This window comes from Streptomyces mayteni, assembly GCF_054783955.1.
Genome location: NZ_BAAGPR010000009.1, coordinates 16,206 through 40,138, shown reverse-complemented (window position 1 = coordinate 40,138; position 23,933 = coordinate 16,206). Strand labels below are relative to the sequence as shown.

The following is a 23,933-nucleotide window of genomic DNA, read 5'->3' as shown; positions in this document are numbered from 1 at the left end:
TCGGGCGGAAGGTAGAGGCGGATCGATGCCCCGTCAATCCATCCTGCCGAGACGGGATTTGGGCGGGCCGGACGCTGAAGGACGCCGAAGGTCCCCGGACCGAAACGACTTTCGGTCAGTGGTCCGGCCCTCGGCTACACTCGGCCCGGGGCACGGCGCGCGGCCGTCGTGACAGGCGGGAGGGGACAGGCAATGGCACAGCCACCGGACCGCCCGTCGCCGCACGGGCGGCCGCCGGCCGCCAAGCTCAGCGACGTCGCCCGGCTGGCCGGCGTCTCGCTGGCCACCGCCTCCAAGGCGCTCAACGGGCGCAGCCAGGTGCGGGCCGAGACCAGGGCGCGGGTCATCGAGGCCGCCGAGCGGCTCGCCTTCCACCCCAACCCACTGGCCCGCGGCCTCCCGGTCGGCCGCACCGGCACCGTAGGACTGCTCACCGGCGACCTGGAGGGGCGGTTCAGCATCCCCATCCTGATGGGCGCCGAGGACGCCTTCGGCGTCGGCCGGGTCGCCGTCTTCCTCTGCGACGCCAGGGGCGACGCGCTCCGCGAACAGCACCACGTCCAGGCGCTACTCGGTCGGCGCGTCGACGGCCTGATCGTGGTCGGCAGCCGCACCGACCCCAGGCCGTCACTCGGCCGCGACCTCCCGGTGCCCGTCGTCTACGCCTACGCGCCCTCGCTCGACCCGGCCGACCTCTCGATCGTGCCGGACAGCGTCGGCGCCGGCCGGCTGGCCGTCGCGCACCTGCTGGCCTGCGGCCGCTCCCGGATCGCCCATGTCTCGGGCGACCCCGGATACGCGGCGGCCACGGAGCGCGCCGAGGGCGCGGCCGCCGCCCTGGCGGACGCCGGACTGCCGCCGGTCGGCGAGATCCTGTTCGGCAACTGGTCCGAGGGATGGGGGCGGGCCGCCGCCGGCATGCTCCTCGACCGGCACCCCACGCTGGACGCCATCGTGTGCGGCAGCGACCAGATCGCCCGCGGCGTCGTCGAGACCGCCCGCGAGCGCGGCCGGCGGATCCCCGAGGACGTCGCCGTCCTGGGCTTCGACAACTGGGAGATCCTCGCCTCGGGCTCCCGCCCCCCGCTGACCAGCGTCGACCTCAACCTCGAACAGGTCGGCCGCACCGCGGCGCAGGCCCTCTTCGCCGCCATCGAGGGCCAGCCACGCGCGGGCGTCGAGACGATCCCCAGCCGCCTGGTGATCCGCGAGTCCACCGCGCCGCTCTCCTGACCGGGCCACCGACCGCCCGGGAACCGGACGCGGTTCGCCGTCGTCCGATCGACATGAGACGGGGGACTCGTACCGCGATCGGCGCCGCCCTGCTGGCCGGCGCCCTGCTGACGGCCTGTGGCGGCGAGGGCGCCGAGGCCGTCCGGGTCGAGGGGGAGGGCTGGCGCGGCGTGCTGCTGGAGACGGAGCCGATGGGGCTGCGGGACGGCACGCCGGCGGAGTCCAGCCTGCCGGAGGTTTCCGACGTCGAGCGGTTCGAGGAAGTGCTGCCGCCGACGGCGGAGTTCCTGGGGCTGAGCGGGCTGGAGACCATCGCCGTCGACGAGGGCTACCAGCGGCAGTACACCCTGCTGACCGGAGAGGACGGCCGCCGCGAGCTCCGGGCGAACGGCATCTGCGACGACGGGTGGCAGACCGACTGGGAGAGCGACTGGACCTACGCTGTCGCGAGCGACTTCGGCTCATGCGCCTGGCAGGCGTCGATGGACCTGGCGACCGACCGGATCCTCAGCATGGATTTCTCCGGCGTCGGCTGACCACCGTCACCGCAGGCCGGCCGACTCCGCCGCCGCCGTCAGCACCTCCCGGACCATCGCCGGGGTCAACCGCCCGGTGAAGGTGTTCTGCTGGCTCACGTGGTAGCAGCCGAACACCTCCAACGGGCCGCCGACCTCCGGCACGGCCGGCAGCGCGACCCGCACGCCGTGGCCGAACTTCGGGCGCGGCCTGGGCGCCGGGCGGCCGGCCGCCGCCAGGGCGGGCCAGGCCGCCTGCCAGCCGAAGCCGCCGAGCACCACCACCGAGCGCAGCGTGGGACGCAACAGCCGCAGCTCGTTCGCCAACCAGGCGCGGCAGGTGTCGCGTTCGGTCACCGTCGGCCGGTTGGCCGGCGGGGCACAGTGCACCGGGGCCGTCATCCGCACCCCGCGCAGCGTCATCCCGTCACCCCGGTGCGTGGCGACCGGGCGGTCGGCGAGGCCCACGTCGTACAGGGCCCGGAACAGCACGTCGCCCGCGCGGTCCCCGGTGAACATCCGGCCTGTGCGGTTCCCGCCGTGCGCCGCCGGGGCCAGGCCGACGAGCAGCATCGCCGCGTCCGCCGGGCCGAAGCCCGGCACCGGCCGGCCCCAGTACTCCCAGTCCCGGAACGCCGACCGCTTCACCCGGGCCGTCTCCTCCCGCCACGCCACCAGACGGGGGCAGGCCCGGCACCCGGCGATCGTCTCGTCCAACTCCTCCACCGACCGCATCCCGGCCGCCACCCGCTCCGGCTCCCATACCACCGCAGGGCTCCTCTCGTCCGCCGCCCATCATGGCCCGGCGGCCGTCCGATACGGCGGACCGGCCAGCAGGTATCCGAGACATGGGCCCGGATGCCCACCACCGCCGCGCCGCGCGCCCAGTCCTGGAAGTCGTGGGCCCGCACCGAGACCTCGACGCCGACGGTGGCCCGGCGGCTGGGGTGCCAAGGGCAGGGGTCTTTCAGAACGAGTTGAGCTCTGGACCTCGCGTTCGACGATCTTGGTGGGCACAGCGGAGTGGCTTGCCCGTCAAGGGAGAACCAACCTCTGCCTGCCGTCGATGAGTTCGCGCACGGCGTCCAAGTGGCCGGCGTGGGTGGCGGTCTCGGTGATCACGTGCAGGATGACCTCGCGCAGGTTGTCGAGGCGCCAGTTACCGAAGAAGTCCGGCCACCAGCTCGGGGCCGCCTCCAGGTCGGCGCCGGCAAGGAAGGTGTCGGCGAGCTCCCCTTCCTTGCGGTAGAGAGCGAAGACCTCCTCGGCCGTCTTCTCCGGTGCGGGCTGCCACGCGTTCTCCCCGGACCCGAGGATCTCTTCGATCGCTGCTTGCTCCCCGGCGGCAACCGCGCGGAACCAGAACTTCTCGTCGTCCAGAGCGAGATGGTGCACCAGCCCAAGGCATGTCCAGCCGGACGGTAGAACCGGGCGCCGCAGTGCCTCCTCGTCCAGGCCTTCCAAGATGCCCAGGACGTGCTTGCGCTTGCTGTTCAGGACGCCGAGTAGCGTCGTCAGTTCAGTGTCAGCCATGGGCCGGACCCTATGCGGCCCCACTGACGCCGGTTCACTGAGCGTTTCAAGATGCCGTTCGGAGTCGTCGGAGGCAGATGACGCCACAGGCGAGTTCGAGGAGGCCGTGGTGGAGGTCGGCGCGCCGCTCGTAGCGGGTACGGAGGCGCTTGAACCGGTGCGGCCAGGCGAATGCGCGCTCATCGACCCAGCGCACCTTGCCCAGTCCGGAACAGCGTGCGACGCCGCGTCGGGCGATCAGCCCGCAGCGTCGTGCCGGCGGCCCTCGTCGCGTAAATCCGCCCACGATCCGGCGCACCGGCCGGTGCCGCGTCAGCCGGCGTCCGAGACGTGGGCCCGGATGGCCACCACCGCCGCGCCGCGTGCCCAGTCGTGGAAGTCGTGGGCCCGCACCGAGAGCTCGACGCCCGTGGTGTCCCGGCGGCGGGCCGCCAGGCCGGCGTCGAGGTCGGCGCGCCAGCCGCGGGCCACGTCCGCGCCCTCGCCGGCCAGGAACACCCGTTTCACGGTGGTGCCGTTGACCACGTTGGCGATCATCGCGCCCAGCGCCCACGCCGCCTGCCGCACCGCCTCCCGGCAGACCGGGTCGCCGTCCGCCGCCAGCCGCAGCACCTCCCGGTAGGTGGGGAAGCGCCGCATGCCCTGGGCCGCGGTCATCAGGATCGAGCGCGTCGTCACGTACGAGGAGGCGCAGCCGCGGTGCCCGGCCGGGCACATGGGGCCGCCGGGGTCCAGGATCTGGTGCCCGAACTCGCCGACGTCGGCCTCCGTCATCCGCATCGCCCGGCCGTGGACGAACAGCGCGTAGCCCACCCCGTCCCCGGCCGTGACCACCGCGAAGTCCTGGACGCCGCGCGCCTCCCCGAACCAGGAGTAGGAGTGGGCCAGCGCCGCCACGTCGTTCTTCACGAAGCACGGAACGCCCAGCCGCTCCGCCATCAGCCGGCGGATCGGCACCCGCTGCCAGCCCAGGATGCCGGAGTCGACCAGCTCGCTCTCCTCCACCAGCGCCGGGACCGTCCCGTCGCCGCCGAAGGTGACGCCCGCGGCGACCGCCGGGCCGCCGGCCGCCGTCAGCAGGTCGGCGAGCCGGCCCGCCTCCGCCACCACCTCCTCCGGGCTCGGCGCCGTCAGCGGGGCGCTCTCCCGCGCCACCACCTCGGCCCGCAGCGTGGTGAGCGTGGCGTGGACCCGGTCCGGCGTCAGCTTCAGCCCGAGGAACAGCAGCCGGTCGGCGACGACCTCCAGCGGGCGGGTCGGGCGGCCGTTGACCGGGTCGTGCCTGACGTCCCGCTCGACCACCAGGCCCGACTCCACCAGCGGCTTGGTCAGCCGGGTCAGGCTCCCCGACGAGAGACCGAGCCGGCGGGCCAGGTCGGTGCGGGACTGCGGCCCATGGATCACCAGCTCGCGCAGCACCGGGCGCGCGGGCCGCGGCGCCGCCCGCCAGGCGTCGATGGCCGACGTCGGCCCCCGCCCGTCTCCGTACCGACCGCCGTTCACCCGATCAAGACCGCTCACGAGACGAAGGATAGGAGCGCCCGCCCGCCGGCCTCACCCGAGTACCCGCTCATCCCTTCAACCCCCCGCTGATCATGTCGAGTCGCCAGAACCGCTGGAGGAACAGCAGCAGCGCGATCAGCGGCAGGACGGAGACGGCGGTGCCCACGATCGCCAGGCTGTAGAGGGACGGCTCGCCAGAACCCTTGGACAGCAGCGTGTACAGGCCGACGTTGATCGGGAACCTGCTCTCGTCCGAGAGCATCACGTACGGCAGCAGGAAGTTGTTCCAGGCCCCGACGAACTGGAGCATGAAGATCGTGACCATCCCCGGCAGCATCATCGGCAGCGCGATGGTCCCGAAGATCCGGTACTCGCTCGCGCCGTCCATCCGCGCCGACTCGATCGTCGACAGCGGGACCGCCGCGTCGGCGTAGACCCGGGCGAGATAGATCGCGAACGGCGAGATCAGCCCGGGCAGCAGGACCGACCAGTAGCTGCCCACCATGTCGATCTTGGTCATGATGATGTACTGCGGGATCGCCAGCAGCATGCCGGGCAGCAGCACCCCGGCGAGTATCAGGTAGAAGAGCACCGTGCGGCCGGGGAACTCGTAGCGCGAGAAGGCGTATCCGGCGACGGTCGAGATCAGCGTGCACAGCAGCGAGCCGAGCCCCGCGTACAGCAGGCTGTTGAGCGCCCACCGCCCGAACGCCCCGTCCTGGTAGGTGAACAGCTCGCGCAGGTTGTCGAGCAGCCCGGTGCCTGGGCTGAAGGTGAAGGTCGAGAACAGCTCGGTGTTCGACTTGGTGGCCGCGACGACGATCCACGCCACCGGCACCAGACAGTAGAACGCCCCGATCAGCAGCACCACGGTCGGCAGCAGCCTGGCCCGCTGGTGCGGAAGGAGCCCGGGGCGTCGCGCCCCGGTGGTCGACGCGCTCACTGGGCCCCTCCGAAGGTACGGCGCTGGGCGACCCGCAGCAGCACGAGCGACAACACCAGCGTGCCGACGGCCAGGACAATCGAACCGGCCGCCGCCATCGGCAGGTCGTCCCGGATGAACCCGTCCCGGTAGATGTGCATCAACGGCACCCATGTCTCGGAGATCTCGATGGTCATCGGCTTCAGCATCGTCGGCTCGCCGTAGACCTGGAGCGTGCCGATCAGCGAGAAAAGACCGGTCAGCACGAGGGCGGGGGCGACCAGCGGCACCTTGATCCGCAGGGCCAGCCGCCACTCGGAGCAGCCATCGATCCGCGCCGCGTCGGCCAACTCCGGCGGTATACCGCGCAACGCGGTGTAGATGATGATCATGTTGAAGCCGATGCCGCCCCAGATGGCGACGTTGGCCAGCGAGGGATAGAGCCCCCCGCCGTCCAGGAACGGGATCACGCCGAGCCCCAACCCCTCCGTGACATGGCTGAACGGGCTGGTCGACGGCAGGTACATGAAGCCCCAGAGCAGCGAGGCGACGACGCCGGGCACCGCGTAGGGGAGGAAGATCGCGGCCCGCGAGAACCGGCGGGCCCGCGCGCCGCCGTAGTCGAGCAGCAGCGCGAACAGCAGGGCCGCGCCCAGGGTGAGCGGCACTCCGATCACCCCGTAGAGCGCCATCCGCCCGAACCCGGCCCAGAACGTGGAGTCGGTGAGGATGTCGGCGTAGTTGGCGAACCCGACGAACACCTCGCTCCGGGTGCCGAACACGCCCTCGTCGACGATCCGCAGCCCCTGGACGCTGAGGTACAGCGCGTAGCCCACCGGGATCGCGAGGAAGGCGACGAAGAGCGCGAGCGCCGGCGTGAGGAACACGTAGGGCGCGAGGAACCCGCCGAGGCCACGCTGGCCGCGGACGCGCCTGGCGCCGCCGGCCCGCGGTGGCGGGGCGCCGCGTGCGCCGGTGCCCGATCCGGAGTCGGGCGCGGGGGCCGACCCGCTGGCCGGCGCGATCGCCTCCGAGTCGGGGCCCGATGGGGCGGCTGCTGCGGAGCCCGCCGCCGGGCCTGACGCGGGGCCTGAGGTGGTTTCTGACATACGGGTGGTGCCCTCCGGGCTGGTGAAGGAACGGGATCGTGGCTACCGGCGCGTCGCGTCGGTCGGCGGCGGGGCTCAGCCCGTGACGGGGAAGCCGACGCGTTCCATCTCCGCGACGACCTCCCGCTGGGTGCGGGCGAGCGCGTCGGTCAGCGGCGTCCCGTCGCGGATCGCGGCGGAGAAGGCGTCGGCGTAGGCGTCGTTGGCGGTGGTGACGTTCGGCCCCCACTGGATGTGCGGCACGGTGTTCCTGGCGGCCGCCGTCGCCACGTCCCAGTAGTCCTCCTGCCCCGCGGTCAGCGTCGGCGGATCGCTGAGCACCGCGGCCTCCTGGCCGCTCAGCGAGGCCGGGTACTGGCCGCCGGTGATCTGCACGTCGGTCGACTCGGCGGCCGTCTCCATCCAGCTGACGAACTCGACGGCGGCCGCGACGTCCTCGGCGTCGTTGGTGACGCTGAGCGCCGAACCGCCCTGGAACGCCACCGCGTCGGACTCGCCCTCCCAGTGCGGCAGCGGCGCGATGGCCCAGTCGCCGGCCTGCCCCTCCGCGATCCCGTAGATCACCGAGGGCGACCACAGGCCCGCCGGCCAGGTCAGCACCTCGCCGCGGTTGACCCGGTTGTTCCACTCGGGCGTCAGCAGCGGCTCGGCGTTCACCAGGTCCCGCTCGATCAGGTCCTGCCAGTAGCCGGCGACGCGCTGGGACGCCTCGTCGTCGATGCCGACCGTCCACCGGCGGTCGTCGACCTCCCACCAGGTGGCGCCGCCCTGCTGCGCGAGCCCCGCGAAGTTGCCGAACTCGGTGGGCGAGAAGGTGGCGACATAGGTGTCGGGGTCGCGCTCCCTGGCCTCCGCCGCGACCTCGGCGAACTCCTCCCAGGTGGCCGGTACCGCGAGGCCCAACTCCTCGAACCTGGCCCGGTTGTAGAGCAGCACCATCGGCCCGACGTCGTCGGGGACGCCGAAGACCTGCCCCTCGAAGCTGGTGAGTTGCCAGGTCTCGTCGGTGAACTCGTCAGCGAGGCCGTCGACGTGGTCGGCGATGTCCGCCAGCACGTCCGACACCACGAGCGCCGGGATCGTCTGGTACTCGACGCAGGTGACGTCCGGGGCGTTGCCGGCCCGGCTGGCGGTCAACAGCTTCGTCGCGGAGTCGTTCCCGCCGCCCGCGTCGGTGCGGCGGACCTGGATGTCCGGGTGGGCGGCGTTGAACGCGTCGACCCGCGCCGTCTGGAGATCACCCCAGCACCAGAAGTCCAGGGTGACGACGCCGTCGTCGTCGCCGAGGCCACAGGAGCCGAGCAGCGCCGTCACAGCCGCGAGCGCGGCGAGTCGACGCGGAATCCGTCCGTGCATGCGGTTGTCTTCCGTCCCGTTCGATCGTTCTCAGCCAGCGCCCACCAGCGGTGATCCGGGCCGGCATTGGCTTCGGCGCAGAACCTAACCCCGCTCGTCGTGTGATGTCCATACAGGTAACGCGCCTGGTTCGCGGGGAAGATGACGGCGTCCTTCGGCGGCAGGGTTTCGTGGCAAAAGTCAGTCAAGGGGCGGCGCGTTGGCCCCGGAGGTCTTGACGGCGTGGGGAAACGGTGTATCCGTGAGACCTGGGAGCGCTCCCATTCGACCGGGTTCCATCGTGCTCGACCGACACCTCTCGGGAGCCGCAGTGAGATCGAGAACCGACACGAGGGCCGCGCGGGCGCGGGTCAGGTCCCTCGTCGCCCTACTGGCCGCGCTGGTCACCCTGTTCGGCCTGCTCGGCCTGGGCCAGACCGCCCGGGCCACGCCGTCCGCGCCGGCCGAGGCGCCGGGCGCGGAGGCCGTCGGCCTGCACATCAGCGACGGCCGCCTGGTGGAGGCCAACGGCAACGACTTCGTCATGCGCGGCGTCAACCACGCCCACACCTGGTACACCAACCAGACCGGGTCGTTCGCCGACATCAAGGCGTACGGCTCCAACACCGTGCGCGTCGTGCTCGCCAACGGGCACCGCTGGACCCGCAACGACGCGGCCGACGTCACCAACGTCATCAACCTCTGCAAGCAGAACCGGATGATCTGCGTGCTGGAGGTGCACGACACCACCGGCTACGGCGAGGAGGGCGCGGCGGCCACCCTCGACAGCGCGGCGGACTACTGGATCGGCCTCCGGGACGTGCTGGTCGGCCAGGAGGACTACGTCATCATCAACATCGGCAACGAGCCGTGGGGCAACACCAACCCCGCGGGCTGGACCGCCCCGACCATCGCCGCCGTGCAGAAGCTGCGCAACGCCGGGTTCCAGCACACGATCATGGTGGACGCGCCCAACTGGGGTCAGGACTGGCAGAACGTCATGCGCACCAACGCACAGTCCGTCTACGACGCCGACCCGACCGGCAACCTGCTGTTCTCCATCCACATGTACAGCGTCTACAGCACCGCCCAGTCGATCAACGACTACCTGAACGCCTTCGTCAACGCCGGACTGCCCATCGTCGTCGGCGAGTTCGGCGGCCCGCCCGACCAGTACGGCGACCCGGACGAGGACACCATCCTGGCCACCACCCAACGACTGGGGCTCGGCTACCTGGCCTGGTCGTGGAGCGGCAACACCGATCCGATCCTCGACCTGTCGATCGGCTTCGACCCCGACCAGCTCAGCTCCTGGGGCCAGCGCATCTTCAACGGCGTCAACGGCATCACCCAGACGTCCAGGGAGGCCACCATCTTCGGCGGTGGCGGTGGTCCCGGCGACACCCAGGCCCCCACCACGCCCGGCGCGCCGACGGCCTCGGGGGTGACGTCGTCGTCGGTCACCCTCGGCTGGACGGCCTCGACGGACAACGTCGGGGTCACCGCCTACGACGTCGTCCGGGTGAGCGGCGGCACCGAGAGCCAGGTCGCCACCTCCACCACCAACCGGGTCACGGTCACCGGACTGACCGCGAGCACCGCCTACACCTTCGCGGTCTACGCGCGCGACGCGGCCGGCAACCGGTCGGCGCGCTCGGCGACCGTCGCGGTCACCACCTCGGGGGGCGGCACGCCTGGCGCGAGCTGTGCCGTCGCCTATCGGGTGGTGGGCGACTGGGGCAGCGGCTTCCAGGGCGAGATCACCATCCGCAACACCGGCACCGCCGCCATCAACGGCTGGACCCTCGCCTTCGCGTTCGCCAACGGACAGACCATCAGCAACATGTGGGGCGGCACGGCCACCCAGAGCGGCGCCAACGTGAGCGTGACCCCCGCCGCGTACACGAACAGCATCCCGGCGGCCGGTTCCGTCAGCCTCGGCTTCCTCGGCAACCGGGGCGGCACCAACGCGGTTCCCTCCGCGTTCACCCTCAGCGGCAGCGCCTGCGCCACGGCCTGACCGCGGCACCGACCCCGCCGTCGTCCGCTCGCCGCCTGGCCTGTAGGGCGTGGTGGCGAGCGCGGCGGCCCGGTCGCGGGCGGGTGGGGCGTGGGTCAGCGTTCGGCCGAGCCGTCGGCCAGCCAGTGTGCCAGCACGGCGGCCTGGCTGTGGTCGAGGTCGCGGGTGGCGGTCAGCAGGGTGACCCGGTCGTGCTCGGCCAGCTCGCGCAGCCGGCCGGCCGCCGGGCGGTGGTCGGCGTCGCGCAGTTCGGCGAGGTAGCGGCGCCGGAACTCGTCGAACCTCGCCGGGTCGTGGCCGTACCAGCGGCGCAGCTCGGTGGAGGGCGCGACGTCCCGCAGCCACTCGTCGAGCCTGGCGGCCTCCTTGGTCAGGCCGCGCGGCCAGACCCGGTCGACGAGCACCCGCTTTCCCTCGCCGGTCGCGACGTCCTCGTAGACCCTGCGACAGGTGATCCGCTTCGTCATGCCACACCTCTCCTCGACTCGTCGGTGAGCGACCGGCCGGCGGGACACCGCGCGCCCGCACGGTCACCCACTGTAGCGATGCGGTGTCGCCGACTCGCGAGCCCGCGCCACCGCCGCCCGCGGGTCGCCCCGCAGCGCCGGCCCGTGGCCGGGCAGCAGCAGCTCCGCGGGCAGCGTCTCGAGCGCCGCGAGGGAGCGGAGCGCCCCGGCGCGGTCCGCGTGGAACATGTCGGGCAGCAGCTGCGGTCCCGTCACCCGGGAGGTGGGGTGCGCGGTCACCAGCGCGTCGCCGGTGGCCAGGACGCCGCGGTCCGCCAGCAGGTAGCAGCAGTGGCCGCGGGTGTGGCCCGGGGTGTGGACCGGCAGCGGCGCCCCCGGCAGGTCGAGGGGGCCGGGCGCCGGGAAGGGGCGGGGCTCGGCCACCGCCACGTCGGCCGTCGCCCCGGCGCGGATCGCGCGCACCGCCCACGGCGCCACCCCGCGCCGCCACACCCGGGCGGCGATCCGGCCGAGCGACACCTGGTCGAGGAAGTCCCGCCTGGCGTGCGGCACCTCCTCAGGGTGCGCCAACACCGGCGTGCCGTACCGGGTGCGCAGCGCCTCGGCCGAGCCGAGGTGGTCGACGTGGGCGTGGGTCAGCAGCAGCGCGGCCACCCCCTCGGGCGCCACCCCGACGGCGGCCAGCGAGGCCAGCACCCCGTCGTGGTCCGCCGGATAGCCGCTGTCGATCAGGGTGGCGGCGTCGCCGTCCCGGACGATGACCCAGTTGGTGTCGCTGCCGGAGACGAGGAACGTGTCCGACCCGACCTCTCGCACGCGGGGGCGCATCCCCCAAGGCTCCCACGGTCTGGAACGCGTGACAGGAGGGCAATCGTTGGCGTGGCCAACGGGTTGGGGGTATGGTCGGTGCGGTAAATGTTGGAATGACCAACGAAGGGATCGAGTCATGTCAGAAACCACCGACCGGGCCGAGATCGCCGGCCTGTTCGCCCGGCTCTCCCGCGTCCTCGACGAGGCGCGGTACGACGACGCCCACACCGTCTACGCCGACGACGTGACGGTGCGGTCGCCCGTCGGCGGCCGGCTGAACGGGATCGACGCGGTGACCGACCACCTGCGCCAGTCCCGGCCCGAGGGCGAGCGCACCCTGCATCTGCACGGTGACGTCGAGGTGGCCGTCGAAGGCGACCGGGGGTCCGCCTCGGCGACCCAACTCGTCTACTTCTACCGGGAGGGGCGGCCGCCGCACCGGGAGGCCGGAGTGCGGGTGGTCTGCGCCGCCGCCAGGACGCCGGCCGGCTGGCGCTTCGACAAGGCGGACATCGCGCTCGTCTTCTCACGTCCCGCGGCCTGACCGCCCCGGCGGTCACGGGCCGGAGGGCGCGGCACACCGCCGGGTTCCCGCGTCTTCCGGCCCGTCGGCATCGCGATTAGTCTCGGGGAAAAAGCACGTGAGAGGTCGTCACCGGGGGCTGGGCCGCGAAGTCACTCCGAGAGAACGGGACTCCGATGACCGACTCCACGAAACCCGTCGTGCCCCCGGCCGGAAGGCGAAGAGTCGCCAGGCGCTTCGACGGGCCCGGCCTCCGGGCCGACGCCCGTGCCGCGGTACCCGACGCCAGCCTGGCCCTGGTGATCACCGGCCTCGTCTTCTGGTGGTTGTGGGTCAGGGTCGAGAACGGCACCTCGGGCACCACCGAGGTGATGCCCTTCCTCGCCGACGCGCCCCGGTACTGGCTGTACTGGCTGTGCCAGGCGTTCGGCTGGTCGGGTCTGCTGTGGGCCTACGTCACCATCGTCTTCGGCCTGCTCAGGTCCGGGAGCCTGCCGCCGTGGCGCTGGCTGTCGGCGGCTCGGGTCGAGAAGTGGCACCGCACCACCAGCCTGACGACCATCGGGCTGATGTTCATGCACGCGGTCACGTTCTTCGGCGCCGAGGTCCAGGCGAACTTCGACGGGCAGGCCGCGGGCGACCTGGTGCGGACCGCGTTCGTCGAGGCGTTCGTGCCCGGCGGATACCCCTCGGGCACCGGCCGGATCGCGATCCTCCTGGGGCTGATCGCGTTCTACCTCGGCATCGTGCTGGGGCTCGCCTACTATGTGCGGCAGCGGACGGGCGCCCGCATGTGGCGGGCGCTGCACCGCTTCATCCTCGTCGTCTACGTGCTCAGCGTCTGGCACACCCTGCTGTACGGCACCAACGTCTGGTACGACGGATCCTTCCGGACGCTGGTCTGGGCGCTGCAGATGCCGCTCGCCGGGCTGCTGTTGCTCCGGCTGCTGGCGCCCGCCAGGCCGAGCGAGCGGCTGCGGCTGCCGTCGCGGCCGCGCCGGCCCGGCCGGGAACCGCGGTCGCTGCCCCTGACCGTCCGCGTCGCAGGACGGCTCGCCGTCGTCGCCACCATCGTCGGCCTGGCGGCCGTCATCGTCTCCGGAACCGACGGCGGCCGCACCCCGGACGGCGCCTCGGCGGGGCTCTGGCCCGAACAGTGGGTCATCTGGACGGGGCTGTTGGTGCTGACCCTGGTCCTGGTGGCCGTCGCCCACCGCCTCCGCCCCTCGGGGCCGGCCGCCGCGCGGTCCCGGGAGGGCGATGACCGCGCCGCCGACCTGCCGCAACCCGCCGGCTGACGGCCACCGGTCGCCGGTCCGCACGGGTGCGGGCCGGCGACCACCGGTGACATGGCGTGACGGCCGGAGTCGGCCGTTCGGTGAATCACCGGTAACAGCGGTAACAATGGTGATATGCGGCCTCAATCGGGCGGTCATGAACGGGTGATGAAGTCACGCCGAGTCACTCCTCGCCGAGCACCACGGAGGATGCGTTGAGCCAACCCCAGCCGCCCACCTCGGAACAGGTGGACGCCTACATACGAACGAGACTCGCCCTGGCCGGCTTCGACCTGGAGCGGCTGCCCGAGCAGCCGGACCCGGAGACCGGCGTGCCCACGCGCGATCAGGCGCTGCGCTCCCTGCGGTCGTTCGTCACGTCGTCGCCCGTCGCGATCGCGGGCTGGTCGCCCCCGGTCGAGGGGCGGCCCGCGGCCGCCTACGCGCAGCAGGCCGCACCACCGCTGCTCTACCCGTCGATCACCGACGCCTGGACCGGAGGGGCGGACACACGATGAGTAGAGCCCTCAACCGCCGGACGTTCCTCGCGAGTTCCGCCGCGGCCACCGGGGCCGTGGCCGGCGGCGCGGCCTTCGCGGCGCCCGCCGCCGCGAGCACCCCCGCCGCCGTGACCCCGTCACGCACGGCGAGCGGCGGCCGGACCGAACCCCGGCTGCCGGACATCGACGTGCGGGACGAGGCGCGGCGCGACCCCACCGAGGCCACCCTGGCCGAGGCCGCCGTGCTGATCAAGCGCCGCAAGCTGACCTCGGCCACCCTGATCGAGGCGTACCTGGACCGGATCACCGCGTACGACCCCGTCTACCAGGCGTACGCCGAGGTGACGGCGGACGCCGCCCGGGCCGCGGCACGGGCCGCCGACCGGGGCAGCGGCCCACGGGGCGTGCTGTCCGGGATCCCGCTCTGCATCAAGGACAACTTCTTCACCAAGGACGTCCCGACCCGCTGCAACTCCTACGTCTTCGAGGACTTCGTCCCCGACTACGACGCCACCGTGGTCGCCCGGCTCACCGGCGCGGGTGGCATCGTGCTCGGCAAGGGGCAGATGGGGCCGCTGGCCACCACCAGGGCGACCAGGCCCAACGGCGAGATCACCACCGTCAACGCCTGGACCCCGGACAACCCGGCCACCGATCCCGGCGGTTCCTCGACCGGCCCGGCCTGCGCCGTCGCCGGGCGTCTCGCCTCGTCGTCCATCGGCACCCAGACCGGCGGATCGATCGTGCTGCCCGCCAACCGGCAGAACCTCACCGGCCTGAAGCCCACCATGGGCCGGGCCTCGGTCCACGGCGTGATCCCGCTCTCCTACACGCGTGACCACGTAGGACCGCTGGCCAGGGACGCGATGGACGCCGCCCTGATGCTCGCGGTGATGGCCGGCCCCGACGGCGACGATCCGCGCACCCTCGGCCTGCCGTCCGTGCCCGATCTGGTGACGTCGGCCACGCCGGTCTCCTCGCGCGGCCGGGTCCGGCTGCGCCGGGCCACCAGGATCGGCGTGCCGGCCGACTTCCTGAACTCCGCGACCGACGTGCGCCGGGCGCTCCTCGACCAGCTGGACGCCATCCCCGGCGTCACCCTGGTCGACGTCGCGTACCCCGACGACTGGTCCCTGCTCACCGGCGCGTTCAACAGCGCGCGGCTCGCGGAGCGCACCGAGCCGTTCCGGCACTGGCTGCGCGACGACCCGCGCAAGTTCGGCGTCTCGCTGCTGTCCTGGCTGCAGGGGCTGATGCTGTCGGGCGACGAGTGGATCACCGCGCAGCGGGCCAAGAACCACCTGCTGCGGGAGGTCTTCGACAGCGTGCTCGGCGAGTGCGACGTGGTGTTCCAGACCGACGTCGTGCCGTTCGACATCCTGGGGTTGCCGGAGATCGGCTTCCCCGCCGGCTTCGTGAACGGCGTGCCGTCCGGGGTGATCCTCGGCGGCCAGCCCTACGAGGAGGACCGGCTGCTCGAGGTGGTCGCCGCCTACCAGGCGGTCACCGACTGGCACACGCGCCGCCCGGCCGACCCGACGACGGCCACGTCGCGGGCGCGCACCATGGCGACCGCGGCGCCGCGCCTGACCGCGGAGGAGGCGGCGGCCACCTCCGCCTGAGCCCTCGGCGATCTCCGGCCCACCGCTCGGCGGCCGGCCGGAGATCCGCCAGGTCCGCACCAGGCCCGCTATTGGTCGGGTGTCTTGACAAAGCCTCTCCGGGCCTCCGGGATCAAACAGCGGAACCCACGGCAGTCTTGACGGTGATTCATCGGATGTCTATGGTGCGCCGTGACGTAGATCCCGTAGAGGGAGTGTGTCTGTGGCTCGACTGATCGGCATGCACACGCACGATGTACGTTTCCCCACCTCGCGGACGCTGGACGGTTCGGATGCCATGAATCCGGACCCGGACTACTCGGCCGCGTATCTCCGGCTGGTGACCGATGCCGGCGACGGTCTTGAGGGTCACGGCTTCGTCTTCACGATCGGCCGTGGCAACGACGTCCAGGTGGCGGCGCTCAGGGCCCTCGAAGGGCATCTGGTCGGTCGGGACGTGGCGGCCACGCTGGCCGATCTCGGCGGCTTGTGGCGGGAGTTGGTGCACGACTCGCAGCTGCGCTGGCTGGGCCCGGAAAAGGGTGTCATGCATATGGCGGTCGGCGCGGTGGTGAACGCGCTGTGGGATCTGCGGGCGAAGCGCGCCGGCCAGCCGTTATGGCGGCTCTTGGCCTCGCTCAGCCCCGAGGAGATCGTCGACCTGGTCGACTTCCGCTATCTCACCGACGCCCTGACCAGGGACGAGGCGCTGGACATCCTCCGAGCCGCCCACCCCGGGCGGGCCGAGCGCGAGACCCGGCTACTGGCCGAGGGGTATCCCGCCTACGCCACGAGCCCCGGCTGGCTCGGCTACGACGACGACAAACTCGCCCGGCTCTGCCGGGAGGCCGTGGAACAGGGCTTCACCCAGATCAAACTCAAGGTCGGCGGCGATCTGGCCGACGACATCCGTCGCCTGCGGATCGCGCGGGAGGCGGTCGGCCCCGACGTGCGGATCGCGGTGGACGCCAACCAGCGGTGGGACGTGGCCGAGGCGATCCGCTGGATCGAGGCGCTGCGGCCGTTCGACCTCGCCTGGGTCGAGGAGCCCACCAGCCCCGACGACGTCCTCGGGCACGCGGCGATCGCCCGGGCCATCGCGCCCATCCCCGTCGCCACCGGCGAACACGGCGCCAACCGGGTGCTGTTCAAACAACTCCTGCAGGCCGAGGCGCTCTCCGTGCTGCAGTTGGACGCGACCCGCGTCGCCGGGGTCAACGAGAACGTGGCGATCCTGTTGCTGGCCGCGAAGTTCGGGGTCCGGGTCTGCCCGCACGCCGGCGGCGTCGGCCTGTGCGAGGCCGTCCAGCACCTCGCCATGTTCGACTACCTCGCCGTCTCCGGCTCCGCCGAGAACCGGATGATCGAGTTCGTCGACCACCTCCACGAACACTTCGTGACCCCGGTCGACGTCCGCCACGGGCGCTACCACCCACCCCTGGCCCCCGGCGCCGGCACCGAGATGCGCCCACGCTCCATCGAGGAGTACACCCATGGCGGCTGAGCCGGCGCTGCTCGAGGTCGAGGGCGTCGACAAGAGCTTCCCCGGCGTCCGCGCGCTGCGCGCCATGCGCCTCGAACTGCGCGCGGGCGAGGTGCTGGCGCTGGTCGGCGAGAACGGCGCCGGGAAGTCCACCCTGATGAAGCTGCTGTCCGGCATCCACACCGCCGACGCCGGGCACTTCCGGCTCGGAGGCCGCCCCTACCGCCCGACCAGCCCGCGGCACGCGCTCGAACTGGGCATCAGCATCATCCACCAGGAGTTCAACCTCGTCCCCGACCTGACCGTCGCCCAGAACATCTTCATCGGCCGCGAACCGCGCCTCGGCCGGCTGCTGCTCGACGACCGGGGGCTCAACGCCGACGCGGCCGCGCTGCTCGAACGGCTCGAACTGCCCCTCGACCCGCGCGCCGTGGTCGGCGAACTCACCGTCGCCAACCAGCAGATGGTGGAGATCGCCAAGGCGCTCTCGTACCGGCCGCGCGTGCTGATCATGGACGAGCCCACGGCCGCCCTCAACGACGCCGAGGTCGCCACGCTCCACGAGCTGATCCGCCGCTTCACCCGACCCGACACCGGCGTCATCTACATCTCCCACCGGATGGGCGAGATCAAGCGGATCGCCGACCGGGTCACGGTGATCCGCGACGGCGAGTACGTCGACACCCTCGACGTCCCGACCGCCACCACCCCCGACATCATCGCGCTGATGGTCGGCCGGGCCATCACCGCCGACAGCCGCCCCGAGGGCGTCCGCGCCGACCGCGACACGGTGCTCGGCGTGCGGGGGCTCACCACCAGGTCCCTGCTCCGCGACGTCTCCTTCGACCTCCGACACGGCGAGATCCTGGGCTTCGCCGGGCTCATGGGCTCGGGGCGCACCGAGGTCGCCAGGGCGCTGGTCGGCGCCGACGCGCGCACCGCGGGCCGGATCACCCTGCGCGGCACGGAGGTCAGGATCGGCAACCCGGCCGACGCCGCCAGGCTCGGCATCGGCTATCTCAGCGAGGACCGCAAGCGGTTCGGGCTCCTGCTGGAGCAGGACGTCAAGGCCAACATCGCGCTCAGCGCGCTGCGCGACCGGTTCACCCGGGCCGGGTTCGTCCGCGACGGGCCGCTGCGCACCAGGGCCGAGCAGCTGATCGCGTCGCTCCGTATCAGGACGCCGTCCGCGCACCAGACCACGAAGCACCTGTCCGGCGGCAACCAGCAGAAGGTCGTCATCGCGAAGTGGCTCGTGAAGGACTGCGACGTCCTCATCTTCGACGAGCCGACCCGCGGCATCGACGTGGGCGCCAAGGACGAGATCTACCAGTTGCTCAACCAACTCGCGGCACAGGGGAAGTCGATCATCATGATCTCCTCCGAACTGCCGGAGATCCTGCGCCTCTCCCACCGGGTCGTGGTGATGAGCGAGGGGCGGGTGACCGGCGTGCTCGACGCCGCCGAGGCGACTCAGGAGAACATCATGCGCTACGCGACGCTGCGGCCCGGCGAGACCGCCGAGGCCAGTGACCGGACGGCGGGTCGGCCATGACGACGGCCAAGGCGCCGGCGGTCGGACGGCGACCGGAGAGCGGCACGCTGGCGGCGATCAGGAGCCGCCTCCAACAACTGCTGGCCTTCGCCAGCCTCGTCGTGATCTACGCGTTCTTCGCGATTGCCAGCCCCTACTTCTTCACCTACGACAACTTCATCTCGATCCTGTTCTCCACCGTGGTGATCGGCACGCTGGCCGTCGGCACCACCTTCGTCATCATCTCCGCCGGCATCGACCTGTCGATCGGCACCGGCATGGCGCTGTGCGCCGTGATGTCCGGCGTCTTCCTGGTCAACGCCGGCCTGCCGCTGGCGGTCGGCGTGCTCGCCACCATCCTGTTCGGCGGCTTCATGGGGCTCGTCAACGGCGTCAACGTGGCCGTGCTGCGGATCCCGCCGTTCATCGCGACGCTCGCCATGATGCTGGTGGCCGAGGGTCTTGCCCTGGTCGTCTCGGACAGCACGCCCATCTACTTCACCGACGTGTCGGGCTACGGCGACATCTCCACCGGTCACCTGGTCCCCGGCGTCGACATCCCGAACGCCGTGCTCGTCCTCCTGGTGATCGCCGCCGTCGCCGGCGTGCTGCTCACCAAGAGCGTGCTCGGCCGCTACACCTACTCGATCGGCAGCAACGAGGAGGCCACCGCACTCTCCGGGATCGACGTCCGGCGCTGGAAGATCGTCATCTACACGTTCGCGGGGCTCTTCACCGGCCTGGCCGGCGTGCTGATCTCCGCCCGGCTCGGCTCGGCGCAGCCCGCCACCGGCATGGGGTACGAGCTGCAGGCGATCGCCGCCGTCGTGATCGGCGGCACGTCGCTCTCCGGCGGCAAGGGCTCGATCGTCGGCACCCTGATCGGGGCGCTGATCATCTCGGTGCTGAACAACGGGCTGCAGATCATGTCGATCCCCCAGGAGTGGCAGAACGTCATCCTCGGCTGCGTGATCCTCCTCGCCGTCTACACCGACCGGGTGCGCCGGCGCGAGACGTCATGAGCACGTCCCTGACCAGAACGAGGGAGATCTGGTGATGATGAAGACGAGAAGGAGCCTCGCCGCGGTCCTCTGCGCGGCCCTGGCGATGCTGGCCACGGCCTGTGCCGACGACGGGACCGGCGGGGGCGGCGGCGGAGGAGGCGGGGGCGACGGGCCGCTCATCTCCATCGTCTCCAAGGGGTTCCAGCACCAGTTCTGGCAGTCCGTCAAGGAGGGCGCCGAGGCGGAGGCGGAGGCCAGGGGCGCCCGCGTCACCTTCGTCGGGCCGCCCACCGAGGCCGACGTGGAGGAACAGGTCAACCTGCTCACCAACGAGCTGGCCAGGTCGCCGGACGCCATCGGGTTCGCCGCCCTCGACTCGCAGGCCGCAGAACCGCTGCTCCAGCAGGCCAGCTCGCAGGAGATCCCGGTGGTGGCGTTCGACTCAGGCGTGGAGAGCGACGTGCCGGTGACCACGGTCGCCACCGACAACCGGGCGGCCGCCGCCGAGGCCGCCGAGCACCTGGCGGAGGCGGTCGGCGGGGAGGGCACCGTCGCGCTGGTGGTGCACGACCAGACCAGCCTCTCCGGCCGGGACCGCAGGGACGGCTTCCTGGAGTGGATGGCGGAGAACGCGCCGGGCATCACCGTGCTCGACCCGCAGTACGGTGGCGGCGACCAGCTGGCCTCCGCCGACATCACCCGGTCCATCATCCAGGGCAACCCCGAACTCGCCGGGATCTACGCGGCGAACGAGGGCTCCGCGATCGGCGTGATCAACGGTGTCCGGGAGAGCGGCCGGGACGACATCGCGGTCGTCGGCTTCGACTCGGGCCAGGCCCAGATCGACGCCGTCAGCAGCGGTGAGATGACCGGCGCCGTCACCCAGGACCCGGTCGACATGGGCCGGCAACTCGTCGACGCGGCGCTGGCCGCGATCGAAGGGGAGGAGCTGCCGGAGCGCATCGACACCGCGTTCCACTGGTACGACCAGACCAACGTGGACGACCCGACGATCCGCGCCGCGCTCTACGAGTAGCCGGAACGACGGCGTGGGCGGCGCCCGGGAGATGGTTCCCGGGCGCCGCCCACGCCGTGCTACTCGCCGAAGGCCAGGCGCTGCCAGTCGCCGATCTCCTCGGGACCGAGCAGGCCGGCGAGGACCGCCATCCGGTCGACGGCCCCGACGAGCCGCTGGCCGCCGTTCTGGTCGGCGCCGAACCGCAGTTCGCGGGTGGCGCAGCCGTTGATCCCGGTGCTCGGCACCTGGGCGGTCGCGGCCTCCCGCCCGTCCAGGTAGACGGTCAGCCGGCCGCCGTCGCCCATGGTGACCACCAGGTCCACGAACCGGCCGGTCGGCACGGTGGCCGAGGTGGTGACGCCGGCCCCCGCGCCGATGAAGCGCACCGCGTTCGACGGCGTCAGGTCGATCAGGACGCCGTCGCGGCCGTCGTCGCCGCTCGGCTGCCAGTCGAACAGCCGCCGGTAGCCGCCCGTGCCGTCCACCCTGACCTCGGCCGCGAACGTCGCCACCCGCAGGAAGCCGAGCGTCGTCGGCGCCGTCCGCAGGAACGCCCCGCCGTCCAGGGTGAGCGCGGTGCCGGTCGGGCCGGCCTCCTGGTAGCCGGCGACGCCCTCCACCGTGGCGTCCCTGCCCTGCCCCGAGGCGTCCGCGACCGTGGCGCCGGAACGCGGGTCCCACGCCACCAGGGTCAGCCCGTCCGGCGGCACCGGGCAGGGCGGGCCGGCCTCGGCCGTCACCAGGGCGACGGCGCCGGTCACCCAGCCGTCGCCGACCAGCACCGCCCGCAGCCGGTGTTCCGGCCGCTCGCCGGCCCGCGGCGTGACCTCGAAGCCGACCGTGTGGGACCGCCCGTCCCGGACGGCCGGCACCGCGTGGCGGGCCGGGCTTGCCGACCAGCCCGCGGGCAGGCCGAGGGTCAGCTCGCCCGCCGGCACCGTCCGGCCGCTGGCCGACACGGTGACCTCGGCGGTGAACGGGGTGCCGGGCGCGGCCTGTTCGGGGACCGAGAGCTCCATGGTCACCTGGGAGGTCGCCAGATAGGCCCGGCCGGCCCTGGCCCGCAGGGTGATCTGCTCGCCGTCCCGCGCCACGTCGACAGCGTGTCCGGTCGCCAGCTCGGTGACCCGGAACAGCCCGCCGAACATGCCGCCGCGCACGGTCAGTTCACCGGAGACGCCGGCCCGCAGCACGGCCCTGGTCGGGGTGGAGCCGCGCCACTCCAGGTCCACCGTGACGTCGCCACGGGCCCGCAGGCCGGTGACGGAGCCGCGCGCCCAGCGGGCCGGCACCGCGGGCAGGAGGTCGATCACCCCGTGGTGGCTCTGCAGCAGCATCTCGGCGACGCCCGCCGTGGCGCCGAAGTTGCCGTCGATCTGGAACGGCGGGTGGGTGTCCCACAGGTTCGCCAGGGTGCTGTAGCGCAGCTGCTCCGACAGCATGAGGTGCGCGTGGTCGCCGTCGAGCAGCCGCGCCCAGAAGTTGACCTTCCACGCCTTGCTCCAGCCGGTGCCGCCGTCGCCACGCGCCCGCAGCGAGACCTCGGCCGCCGCGGCGTGCTGCGCGTCCTCCCGCACCGAGAGCTGCCGGCCCGGGTGGAGCGCGAAGAGGTGCGAGACGTGCCGGTGGGTGTTGCCCGGCTCGTCCCAGTCCTCCTTCCACTCCCGCAACTGGCCCCACGAGCCGATCCGCAGCCCCGGGTCGAGCCTGCTGAGGGTGTCGGTCAGCTCGGTGACGAAGGGGCTCCGATCGCCGACGGCGCCGGCCGCGGCCGCGGTGTTGGTCAGCAGGTCCCACACGATCTGCTGCGACATCGAGGCGCCGGCCGAGAAGTCGCCCTGTTCGGGCGAGAAGCTCGGCGACACCACGAGCGTGCTGTCCCTCGGGTCGGTGACCAGCGCGTCGATCCAGAACCTCGCGAGCGATCTCAGCATCGGATAGGCACGCTCCCGCAGGAACCGCTCGTCCCTGGTGAACAGGTAGTGCTCGTAGTAGTGCTGGGCGAGCCAGGCGCCGGCCTCCGGGAACCAGAACGCCGACGGGTAGTCGTGGACGCCGGTGAACCCGTACGGGGTCGTCTCGTTGTGCACCACCCAGCCGCCGGCGCCGTACAGCTCGCGGGCCGTCACCTCGCCGGGTGCCACCAGCGCGTCGACGTAGTCGAACAACGGCCCGGTGGTCTCCGACAGGTTGGTGGTCTCGGCGGGCCAGTAGTTCATCTGGAGATTGATGTTGACGTGGTAGTCCGCGCTCCACGGCGGGCTCGTCGAGTGGTTCCACACGCCCTGGAGGTTGGCGGGCAGCGAGCCGGCCCTGGACGAGGAGATCAACAGGTATCTGCCGTACTGGAAGTACAGCGTCTCCAACGCCCGGCGCGCCGCCGCGTCGAGGGAGCCCTCCTGGTACGCGCGCAGCGCCTCGTCGGTGGGGACGGCGGCCTCCGCCGCGCCGAGGTCGAGCAGGACCCGGTCGAACAGGGCGCGGTAGTCCGCCACATGGGCGGCCCGCAGCCGGTCGAACCCCTTCCCGGCCGCGCGGTCGACCCGCTCGGTCACCGGTCCGTGCGGGGCGACGCCCGAGCGGTAGCGCGGGTAGCGGGCGGCGTAGTCGGTGCCGGCCGCCAGCACCAGCACCACCGAGTCCGCGCCGGCCACCGTCACCGAGCCGTCGGCGTTGTCGGTCCTGGTGCCGCCCCGGTTGAGGACCTGGAGCTGCGACTCGTAGCGCAGGCCGTTGTCGTTCAGCGCGCCGGCGAGCGTGATCCGGCCGCCGCTCGCGGTGACGCGCCGCGAGCGGTTGGCCGCGGTGGTGACCGACACGGTGAGGCCGACCGCGCCCGGCCGGTCGGCGGTGAGCCGGGCGACGATCACCCCGTCGGGCGCGGAGGCGAAGTACTCGCGGGTGTGGGGCACGCCGCCCGACACGTAGCGGACGCCGGCGACGGCCTCGCCGATGTCGAGGTGGCGCCGGTAGCCGCTGACGTCGGCCGGCTCCGGCGCCATGGCTATCCAGACGTCGCCGAAGGGCTGGTAGGAGCCGAAGTGCGTCTTGGGCTGGCCGAGCCGGTCCGCGACCCACTCCGGGTCGACCCGCAGCTCGGCGTCGATCCGCTCCCGCACCTCCTCGACCGCGCCGGGGCGTGGCGAGCGCCAGTTCCCGAAGTCGTAGCCGGGCGCGCCAGGGCCGCCGAGCCAGAGCGTCTTCTCGTTGAACTGCAGCCGCTCCGTGCCGATCCCGCCGAAGACGCACAGGCCGAGGGCGCCGTTGCCGAGCGGCAGCGACTGCGACTCCCAGTCCGTCGCCGGCTCCTCGTACCACAGGGTCGGGGCGGCGGCCGCTGGCCGCCGCCCCTCGTTCTCCTGGCCGCCGGTGAAGCCGGTGCCGCCGGCCGCCGCAGCGGGCGGCACCGGCAGTCCGAGGCCCGCGGCCGCGCCCGAGAGCCCGGCCATGAAGACGCGTCTGGGGACGCCTTGTTCGACCATCGCGTTACCTCGCCCATGCCAGGACCGTCGATACATCCGAGCTCTGCCCGGAGTTCACCGTGAG

At 72.5% G+C, this 23,933-nt stretch carries 20 protein-coding genes and 2 pseudogenes; 11 read left to right on the top strand and 11 right to left on the bottom strand.

Going from position 1 to position 23,933, the window contains the following annotated elements:
* Positions 1-192: 192 nt before the first annotated feature.
* Both ACYVPE_RS06645 and ACYVPE_RS06640 read left to right on the top strand, forming a co-directional pair.
* Positions 193-1,233: a LacI family DNA-binding transcriptional regulator gene (locus ACYVPE_RS06645; RefSeq protein ID WP_461032464.1), complete on the top strand. Its 1,041-nt coding sequence runs from the start codon at positions 193-195 to the stop codon at positions 1,231-1,233.
* 53 nt (positions 1,234-1,286) lie between these two features.
* Positions 1,287-1,769 carry a hypothetical protein gene (locus ACYVPE_RS06640; RefSeq protein WP_461032463.1) on the top strand — a complete coding sequence of 161 codons (483 nt, stop codon included), beginning with the start codon at positions 1,287-1,289 and terminating at the stop codon, positions 1,767-1,769.
* A 6-nt stretch (positions 1,770-1,775) separates the two neighbouring features.
* Here the strand turns inward: ACYVPE_RS06640 and ACYVPE_RS06635 are convergent, their stop codons facing one another.
* The 7 genes and pseudogenes from ACYVPE_RS06635 to ACYVPE_RS06605 all read right to left on the bottom strand — a co-directional run bounded on the left by ACYVPE_RS06635 (position 1,776) and on the right by ACYVPE_RS06605 (position 8,171).
* A complete protein-coding gene (locus tag ACYVPE_RS06635; RefSeq protein WP_461032531.1) occupies positions 1,776-2,483 on the bottom strand; it encodes a uracil-DNA glycosylase in 708 nt (235 codons plus the stop codon).
* Positions 2,484-2,783: 300 nt separating this feature from the next.
* A complete protein-coding gene (locus ACYVPE_RS06630; RefSeq protein WP_461032462.1) occupies positions 2,784-3,281 on the bottom strand; it encodes a DinB family protein in 498 nt (165 codons plus the stop codon).
* A gap of 46 nt (positions 3,282-3,327) precedes the next feature.
* A pseudogene (locus tag ACYVPE_RS06625) lies at positions 3,328-3,519 on the bottom strand (IS5/IS1182 family transposase); the annotation flags it as partial.
* A gap of 74 nt (positions 3,520-3,593) precedes the next feature.
* Complete coding sequence (locus ACYVPE_RS06620) at positions 3,594-4,802, bottom strand: ROK family protein (RefSeq protein WP_461032461.1); 1,209 nt, start codon at positions 4,800-4,802, stop codon at positions 3,594-3,596.
* A 49-nt stretch (positions 4,803-4,851) separates the two neighbouring features.
* Positions 4,852-5,727 carry a carbohydrate ABC transporter permease gene (locus tag ACYVPE_RS06615; RefSeq protein ID WP_461032460.1) on the bottom strand — a complete coding sequence of 292 codons (876 nt, stop codon included), beginning with the start codon at positions 5,725-5,727 and terminating at the stop codon, positions 4,852-4,854.
* Positions 5,724-6,815, bottom strand: a complete 1,092-nt coding sequence (locus tag ACYVPE_RS06610; RefSeq protein ID WP_461032459.1) for a carbohydrate ABC transporter permease — start codon at positions 6,813-6,815, stop codon at positions 5,724-5,726. Before ACYVPE_RS06610 ends, ACYVPE_RS06615 begins: the two co-directional genes overlap by 4 nt.
* Positions 6,816-6,890: 75 nt before the next feature.
* Positions 6,891-8,171 (bottom strand): extracellular solute-binding protein, encoded by a 1,281-nt coding sequence (locus ACYVPE_RS06605; RefSeq protein WP_461032458.1) that lies wholly within the window; start codon positions 8,169-8,171, stop codon positions 6,891-6,893.
* 310 nt (positions 8,172-8,481) lie between these two features.
* On the opposite strand from ACYVPE_RS06605, the gene ACYVPE_RS06600 reads away from it, so the two are divergent.
* The gene (locus ACYVPE_RS06600) at positions 8,482-10,170 is read left to right on the top strand and encodes a cellulase family glycosylhydrolase (protein ID WP_461032457.1); all 1,689 of its coding nucleotides are present in this window, start codon (positions 8,482-8,484) and stop codon (positions 10,168-10,170) included.
* Between the two features lie 95 nt (positions 10,171-10,265).
* On the opposite strand, the gene ACYVPE_RS06595 is transcribed toward ACYVPE_RS06600, so the two are convergent.
* Entirely contained in the window at positions 10,266-10,637 is a 372-nt protein-coding gene (locus ACYVPE_RS06595) for a DUF488 domain-containing protein (protein WP_461032456.1), read from the bottom strand.
* Between the two features lie 63 nt (positions 10,638-10,700).
* Positions 10,701-11,465, bottom strand: a complete 765-nt coding sequence (locus ACYVPE_RS06590) for an MBL fold metallo-hydrolase (RefSeq protein WP_461032455.1) — start codon at positions 11,463-11,465, stop codon at positions 10,701-10,703.
* A 118-nt stretch (positions 11,466-11,583) separates the two neighbouring features.
* Between ACYVPE_RS06590 and ACYVPE_RS06585 the strand changes: the two genes are divergently transcribed.
* The 8 genes from ACYVPE_RS06585 to ACYVPE_RS06550 all read left to right on the top strand — a co-directional run bounded on the left by ACYVPE_RS06585 (position 11,584) and on the right by ACYVPE_RS06550 (position 20,405).
* Entirely contained in the window at positions 11,584-11,991 is a 408-nt protein-coding gene (locus tag ACYVPE_RS06585; protein WP_461032454.1) for a nuclear transport factor 2 family protein, read from the top strand.
* 155 nt (positions 11,992-12,146) lie between these two features.
* The gene (locus ACYVPE_RS06580; RefSeq protein ID WP_461032453.1) at positions 12,147-13,268 is read left to right on the top strand and encodes a ferric reductase-like transmembrane domain-containing protein; all 1,122 of its coding nucleotides are present in this window, start codon (positions 12,147-12,149) and stop codon (positions 13,266-13,268) included.
* 194 nt (positions 13,269-13,462) lie between these two features.
* Entirely contained in the window at positions 13,463-13,765 is a 303-nt protein-coding gene (locus ACYVPE_RS06575) for a hypothetical protein (protein ID WP_461032452.1), read from the top strand.
* Positions 13,762-15,369 (top strand): amidase, encoded by a 1,608-nt coding sequence (locus ACYVPE_RS06570; RefSeq protein ID WP_461032451.1) that lies wholly within the window; start codon positions 13,762-13,764, stop codon positions 15,367-15,369. Before ACYVPE_RS06575 ends, ACYVPE_RS06570 begins: the two co-directional genes overlap by 4 nt.
* A 220-nt stretch (positions 15,370-15,589) precedes the next feature.
* Positions 15,590-16,852 (top strand): enolase C-terminal domain-like protein, encoded by a 1,263-nt coding sequence (locus ACYVPE_RS06565; RefSeq protein ID WP_461032450.1) that lies wholly within the window; start codon positions 15,590-15,592, stop codon positions 16,850-16,852.
* Positions 16,842-18,386 (top strand): sugar ABC transporter ATP-binding protein, encoded by a 1,545-nt coding sequence (locus ACYVPE_RS06560; protein WP_461032449.1) that lies wholly within the window; start codon positions 16,842-16,844, stop codon positions 18,384-18,386. Before ACYVPE_RS06565 ends, ACYVPE_RS06560 begins: the two co-directional genes overlap by 11 nt.
* The gene (locus ACYVPE_RS06555) at positions 18,383-19,387 is read left to right on the top strand and encodes an ABC transporter permease (protein ID WP_461032448.1); all 1,005 of its coding nucleotides are present in this window, start codon (positions 18,383-18,385) and stop codon (positions 19,385-19,387) included. Before ACYVPE_RS06560 ends, ACYVPE_RS06555 begins: the two co-directional genes overlap by 4 nt.
* 34 nt (positions 19,388-19,421) lie before the next feature.
* Entirely contained in the window at positions 19,422-20,405 is a 984-nt protein-coding gene (locus ACYVPE_RS06550; protein WP_461032447.1) for a substrate-binding domain-containing protein, read from the top strand.
* A gap of 59 nt (positions 20,406-20,464) precedes the next feature.
* Here the strand turns inward: ACYVPE_RS06550 and ACYVPE_RS06545 are convergent, their stop codons facing one another.
* Positions 20,465-21,406, bottom strand: coding sequence for a LamG domain-containing protein (locus ACYVPE_RS06545; RefSeq protein WP_461032530.1), 942 nt, complete (start codon positions 21,404-21,406; stop codon positions 20,465-20,467).
* Positions 21,407-21,412: 6 nt separating this feature from the next.
* Positions 21,413-23,836 (bottom strand): annotated as a pseudogene (locus ACYVPE_RS06540) (glycoside hydrolase family 95 protein); the annotation flags it as partial.
* Positions 23,837-23,933 lie beyond the last annotated feature (97 nt).